Annotated in this window: 1 protein-coding gene; it reads left to right on the forward strand. The window is 59.1% G+C overall.

Annotated features, from left to right (window positions below):
* Positions 1–97: 97 nt before the first annotated feature.
* Positions 98–2,698: an alpha-glucan family phosphorylase gene (glgP, locus tag NW856_RS11575; protein ID WP_414400395.1), complete on the forward strand. Its 2,601-nt coding sequence runs from the start codon at positions 98–100 to the stop codon at positions 2,696–2,698.
* Positions 2,699–2,762 lie beyond the last annotated feature (64 nt).

A 2,762-nucleotide genomic window follows, 5' to 3' on the forward strand; every position in this document is an offset into this window, starting at 1 on the left:
AGTATGTCAAAAATCAGCACTCAAGCTAAAAAGCCACGCCCTCCGGCTGAGGCCAAGGTAGCCTGACGGTGGAACCAACCCTTTTCCCGGATTCTCTATGAAGCCGCTACGGACGTTCAAGGTCACTCCCTACTTGCCTGCTCCGCTGGAAAGTCTGCGCTTGCTGGCTTACAACCTGCATTTTAGTTGGAACGTGGAAACCCGCAGCCTATTCCGTCGCATGGATCCGGATCTGTGGGATGCCTGCAGCCACAACCCGGTGGCTTTTCTAGGTCGGATCCGGCAGGAACGGCTGGATGAATTGGCGGAGGATCCCGGCTTTTTGGCCCAGTTGGAACGGGCCAGCCAACAACTGCAGAGCTACCTGCAGGAGGACACTTGGTATCGCAAGTATCGTTCGGCCCAAGCGGTGGAAGGGGAGTGCTACGCCTATTTTTCGGCAGAGTTTGGTTTGGCGGATTGTCTACCCCTCTACTCAGGCGGCTTGGGGGTGTTGGCCGGGGATCACCTCAAGGCGGCCAGCGATCTGGGCTTGCCCCTGGTGGGTGTGGGCTTGCTCTACCAAAAGGGGTATTTCCGCCAGTACCTCAACCCCGACGGCTGGCAGCAGGAACGCTACCCAGTTAACGATTTCTTTAACATGCCCCTGGAGCTGCAGAGAGATGCGGAGGGTCAAGAAATTCGGATTGAGGTGGATTATCCCAACCGCAAGGTGTTCGCCCGCATCTGGAAGGTGATGGTGGGGAGGGTGCCCCTGTATCTTCTGGACACCAACATCGAGCCCAACAGCCAGTACGACCAAGACATCACCGATGAGCTGTACGGTGGCGACCAAGATCTGCGCATCCACCAGGAGATCATGTTGGGGATCGGCGGCGTGCGGGCTTTGCGCGCCCTTGGGATCCATCCCACCGTCTACCACATGAACGAAGGGCACTCGGCCTTTTTGGCGGTGGAGCGGATTCGCCTGTTGATGGTCGAGCAGGGGCTGAGCTTTGAAGAGGCCTGGCAGGTGGCCAAGTCCAGCCAGATGTTTACCACCCACACGCCGGTGCCCGCCGGGATCGACCTATTCCCGCCCGACAAGATCGATTACTACCTCGGCTTCTACTACAGCCAGATGGGCCTGAGCCGGGAGCGCTTTTTGGCTTTGGGACGGGAAAATACTGGCGACTTCCAATCTCCCTTCAGCATGGCAGTGCTGGCCATCAACATGGCCTCTTTTGTGAACGGTGTGAGCAAGCTGCATGGGGCGGTTTCCCGCAAGATGTTCAGCCGGCTGTGGCCTGGGATCCCGCTGGAAGAAGTGCCGATTACTTCCATCACCAACGGGGTACATGTCCGCACCTGGGTGGGGGAGGAGAACCAAGCCCTCTACGACCGCTACCTGGGGCCGGATTGGGCAGAGGCTCCTCCTTCGGATCCCCTCTGGCAAAAGGTGGATCGGATTCCGGATGGGGAATTGTGGCGGGCCCACGAGCGCAGCCGCTCCCGCCTGATTAACTTTACCCGCGAGCGCTTGATGGAACAGCTCCAGAAACGGGCTGCCTCAGCGGCTGAGATCCAACGGGCCTCTGAGGCCCTCAACCCGGAGGTGCTTACCATTGGGTTTGCCCGCCGCTTTGCCACCTACAAGCGGGCCACCCTTTTGTTCCACAACCTGGAACGGCTCAAGGCTTTGCTCAACCATCCTCAGTACCCGATGCAGTTTATCTTTGCCGGCAAGGCCCACCCCCGCGACATACCCGGCAAAGAGCTGATCCGCCAGATCGTGCAGGTGTCGCGGCAGCCGGAGTTTCGCCAGCGCTTGGTTTTCATTGAGGACTACGACATGTATGTCACCAGCTTGATGGTGGCCGGGGTGGATGTGTGGCTGAACAACCCCTTGCGCCCCCGGGAGGCCAGCGGCACCAGTGGCATGAAGGCGGCAGCCAACGGTGGACAGAACCTCAGTATTTTGGACGGCTGGTGGGACGAGGCTGACTATTACCAGACCGGCTGGCCCATTGGCCGCGGTGAGGAGTATGAGGATCGCGCCTATCAAGATGAGGTGGAGTCGAATGCCCTCTACGACTTGCTGGAACAGGAGGTTGCCCCTCTCTTTTATCAGCGCGGCAGCGATGGCCTACCCCACCAGTGGATCCAGCGCATGAAGCAGGCGATTCGCCTCAATTGCCCCCAGTTCAGCACGCAGCGCATGGTGTTGGAGTACGTCCAGCGAGCCTACATTCCCCTGAGCAACTACTTCGACCGCATGCGCCGTGACCACTTCGAGTCGGCCCGCCAGTTCGTTCGTTGGCAAAACCACCTGCAGGAGCATTGGTACAACATCCAGGTTCTCAACGTCCAGATCGAAACCCCGAAGAAAGCTGCCGCTGCCGGCCTTGCCTTGGCACAGGATGACCAAGTGGTGATGGCCAGGGATCCCCTCACCGTGACGGTGGAAGTGCGGCTGGGATCCCTGCAACCTCAGGATGTGATTGTGCAAGCTTATCAGGGGCCGGTCAAGGATGATGGCCAGATTCAGAAAGGACAGGCAATCTCCCTGCGCTATGTGGAGACGCTGGAGGATCGGGCCATCTTTTCCGGCCAGATTTGCTATGAGGCCAGCGGCTTGCAAGGGTTAGCCATCCGCTTGCTGCCCTTTCACCCCGATATGCACGATCCCTATGAGCTGCGGTTGATGCTCTGGGCGTGACATACTCCCATCACTGACTCTACGGGTACAGTGTGGGCTTCTCGCTTCATCGGGGAGCCTACGC

Origin of the sequence: Synechococcus sp. R3-13, from assembly GCF_047462195.1 — a bacterium.
In the GTDB taxonomy this organism is placed as follows: domain Bacteria; phylum Cyanobacteriota; class Cyanobacteriia; order Thermostichales; family Thermostichaceae; genus Thermostichus.

Bases quoted from the DNA above. Each gene is read 5' to 3' on its own strand.
- glgP (WP_414400395.1), top strand. From the start codon at position 98: ATGAAGCCGCTACGGACGTTCAAGGTCACTCCCTACTTGCCTGCTCCG.